Source organism: Eggerthella sp. (assembly GCF_048329335.1).
Lineage (GTDB): Bacteria > Actinomycetota > Coriobacteriia > Coriobacteriales > Eggerthellaceae > Eggerthella > Eggerthella lenta.
In genome coordinates this window covers 1-3,758 of record NZ_DBFEGU010000156.1, presented here as the reverse complement: position 1 = coordinate 3,758, position 3,758 = coordinate 1, and the positions used below count along the sequence as shown (strand labels likewise).

Annotated in this window: 3 protein-coding genes; all 3 read left to right on the top strand. The window is 63.0% G+C overall.

Going from position 1 to position 3,758, the window contains the following annotated elements; genetic code table 11:
• Positions 1 to 101: 101 nt before the first annotated feature.
• A complete protein-coding gene (locus ACMO6A_RS05115; RefSeq protein WP_418470855.1) occupies positions 102 to 1,808 on the top strand; it encodes a hypothetical protein in 1,707 nt (568 codons plus the stop codon).
• Between the two features lie 223 nt (positions 1,809 to 2,031).
• On the top strand, positions 2,032 to 2,967 hold the full coding sequence (locus ACMO6A_RS05110; RefSeq protein WP_418470854.1) for a hypothetical protein: 936 nt from the start codon (positions 2,032 to 2,034) through the stop codon (positions 2,965 to 2,967).
• A gap of 23 nt (positions 2,968 to 2,990) precedes the next feature.
• On the top strand, positions 2,991 to 3,758 hold a 768-nt coding region (locus ACMO6A_RS05105; protein ID WP_418470853.1), incomplete at its 3' end, for a hypothetical protein.

Sequence of the window (3,758 nt, the reverse complement as noted above, 5' to 3'; positions counted from 1 at the left end):
CGGCTTCCCGTTCGGGAACCCTATGGGCCGCCGGGCCGCATCGCGGCCGGGCGGCCCTACCATTTTCGGTACCAGAGTGCCGATTTTTTGGATTGGAGTGCATGGATATGAACGAGCGCGGACGGAACGAGTCGGATATCTCCAGATATACCGATGTGGAGTACTCGCCCGAGGGCTATAAGACCGTGTACCGCTGGGGCGATTTCCTCGAGATCGCCGGCGGCCACGTCTACAACGCGATGGATACCATCGACCTGGTCTCGACAGGAGGCGAGTATGAGGGGTTCAACCCGCGATACGCCTATACCTGCGAGTTCGTCGGTTGCTCTACCCTCGTCGACGGCATCGCGCTGTTCCGGCCGGTGTCCCGCGATGGGGAGGACCTGACCCAGATCGCCTTCCTGCGCAGCGATATCGACGATGACACCGGAGCGTATACCGAGTGCTTCGAGGCGGGGTCGTTCGATATCGCGGGGGCCTCCGATATCCAGTGCTCCGATCTCGGCATCGACCTCCTGGACTATTTCAGGGGCAGGTCGTTCGAAGGCCTGTCCGGTGTGAAACGCGGGCTCAATGGGCGCGAGGCGGTCGGGGCCGTGGAGGTCGCCACCGGATGCGACCTCGATCTTTTCGAAGACTTCTGGCTCGGTTCGCCGGGTGAGACGGATGTCCATGTCGGTCCCTATGTGAAGCGCGACCTGATCGCGCTCTCCTATATCGTCAACGATTTCTCGCAAATGTATGGGACGACTGCCCGAGATATCCGCAAGCTCCTCGCGCGGGTAAACAATTTCCATCCCGATCGTCTCGCGGCGGTAAAGGCCTATCTCGATTGCGAGTACGTGACGGACCGCGATACTTCCGATGAGAAAACCTACCGCTGGAGTGACTTCCTCGAGATCGCCGGCGGGGACGCACGCTACGCCGCCATGCTTATCGAAAGGACCGCGCCGGGCGAGCCGCAAGAGGGACTTCACCCCGAGACGCTGGTGGACCAGGATATCCGCGACGGAGAGGCCTTCATGCTCGCCGGGCGGCCCATCGCCCCGGAGGACATCTACGACCTCCCTGGGACCGTGCACGGACTCTACTCGGAGCTTGTCGACAACGTCGGCCGCTCCGGCACGCTTGCCCGTGACTGGCGCGGTTTTTCCGCCGGCACCGATGCGGACGATGTGCTGCGCGAAATCGACGGCGCGTTCGGCGAGACCGAGTACAGCCGCGCCGGCACGGTGCTCGGCGCCTACGCCGACGACACGTTCATGTCTCCGTTCTTTGCGGCGGATGACGCCGCCCGCGACGTCACGCCCCTCACGCCCTGGGAGGACGAGAACGGCGTGGCGTTCCTGTCGCGCACCTTCGATGCCGACGCGGCCGCGGTCGTACCCTGCCTTTGGTATTGCAGGCGCGACGAGGGGCAGGGCTTCGAGGTCGGCGGCGTCAAGCTCGACTGCTCGAAAATCGGCTTCGACGAGGTCTCCAACGAGGCGGCATCCAATGGCTTCGACTGCGTGCTCGCCTATCTCGAGCAGTCCATATCCGGGTCGGAGCCCCTGTGCGATATCGCCGTGCGCCGCGCCGATGCCGGACGGGCCGATGCGGTCAAGCACTTCGGCAGGCAGGACGAGGCCTTGGCCATGCTCAGCGCGGTCGCGGGATGCAGGATCGAGGCATATGGTGTCGATACGCTGACCTACCGTGCCTTGCTCGATAATGCGGCGGCGGCGAAGCTCGCCGCGGGCGCTTTCGCACTGAAGGAACAGCTCAGCGGCCGCGGCGACGCGGTCGAGCGCGGGCACCGTCTCTAGCGAATCGTTTTTGGGCGGATAGATTATCGACCCCGGGTCCTTTCGGGTCCGGGGTCTTTTTGTCGGACATGTGCGGCAAAATGCCGGAATTGACACGAAGGCTTCCCGTTCGGGAAATGGGGGCTGTAGTTGAGGCTGGTGGCGATTCGGGCGGGTACTATCGGTCTATGACGGTGACCGGGTCGGTCCCGCCTCCCCCGTTTGCAGCCGAAAGGACTTCGCCATGGATTTCTTCATGCCCGCGGAACGCGTCCTCTACGACCGTTCCTATTACTTCTCCGATGAGGCGGTGGATGATTATAACGAATATATAGCGGACCGAGACGGTGTCAATGTCGATGTGGTGTCCTCCCTCGATTTCTTTATGAATGAGGTTTGGAAAGAGATTGATTACGCCATCGACAACGACCTCTTCGACGAGATCTCCCGTTTCGATCGCATGCTGCGCGACTTGAAATGCGGCGACGACCCGGAACATCCGACCGAGATCTCCGTTGTCGCCAAGGGGACGGTCGAGCGCTGGGACAGGCCCTCCCGCGGGCTGGTCGTCGCCGACTCGCTGCTTTCCCTCGTACAGGGCACCGGCAGCGCGGATGTCCTCAAGGATTGCCAGATCGACCGCATCATAGATACGAACGGCGAGCTCCACATCGAGGCCTCCCATCATGACGGCTCCGCCTATCTGGACGTCCGGCTCATCTCCGGGATCTCGTACGATGCCAAGGGGTTCAAGCTCGGCGGCGAATATTACGCGCCCGGCAAAATGAGCACGGGCGATTTCCATATCCTCCTGGACAACATCTACGATTCACCCGATGTCGGGCCGTGCTCGCTGCCGCGTTTCGCGCAGCGCGCCTACGGCTCGGCACAGGAGTCGTACCGCTTCGGGGAGACGAAGTTCGACATCTACCAGGTTGCCGCCTTCCCCGACCTGCCCTACATAGCGAAGATCTCGACGGGTGAGGGTGCCTGCGAGGATGCAGGACCCCGGTTCGCGTCCGTTGGGGAAGCCAAAGAGTGGTGCTATCAGTACTCCCTGCGCGAGCTCGCCGGAGCCGAGAAGAAGCCCGATCCGGCAGAGGCGGCCGCGGCGGCGAAGAGGGCGGCCGGGAGTACCGGCGGGGACGGTGCCGGGGACGCCGGCGCCATCAAGCTGTAGGGCGATTTCGAAAGGATAGGGATATGGCCGAAAAATACGAGCCCGACGAGTGGGAGGCGGTCGTCTGCAACGGCTTCACCGCCGTTAACGTCCTCTCCTCCAGCAACGTCGAGGAGCTGGGCTGGGACTACACCGAAATGGAGCTCGATCCCACTGGGACCTGCGGGCTATTCGAGGGCATGCTGCTCGACTGGGACGACGATACGCCCGATGAGCGCCGCGAGCATGAGGAGTATTTCCCCGATGCGTTCACGGTGGGCGCGCGCATCCTGGTCGACGACTGGGACCATGAGCTCAGTAACGACGAGGTGCGTTCGCGCTGCTTCCTCATCATCGAGCACGCCGACCAGTTCACCGACCACGATACCGGGCGCGACTGGCTCTGCGAGAGCACGCTGGCCGACTTCTCCGAGGTCGAGGCGATAACGTTCTTCCAAAACCTCACGCTCATGGAGCCCCAGGATATCGCGGAGCTCGGCGGGCGCCCGATTATCCCGTCCGCAGGGCCCGAAGAATGCCGGGCAGCTGTGCTCGCCTTCAACCAGAAGATGATCGCCCGCCGTCGCGAGTGCGAGTTGGGCGATACAGCCGATCCCAGCAAGGTAAAGAAGACCGCGCCTGCCCCGAAGTCCGCCGCGCCGAAGAGGGAACAGGCGATCCGCGGGCTCGGAAGGGTTGATTTCTCCGGGCTCGGATACGGCTGGGGAATGCAGTATTATCCCGATTCGCTTTCCGTCGATGCCATCGGCATCGATTACCAGTCGGGCGGGCGGAACGCCATACTGAACTTC

Excerpts from the sequence above, each read along its gene's own strand:
- ACMO6A_RS05115 (WP_418470855.1), top strand. The coding sequence starts at position 102 with ATGGATATGAACGAGCGCGGACGGAACGAGTCGGATATCTCCAGATAT.
- ACMO6A_RS05110 (WP_418470854.1), top strand. The coding sequence starts at position 2,032 with ATGGATTTCTTCATGCCCGCGGAACGCGTCCTCTACGACCGTTCCTAT.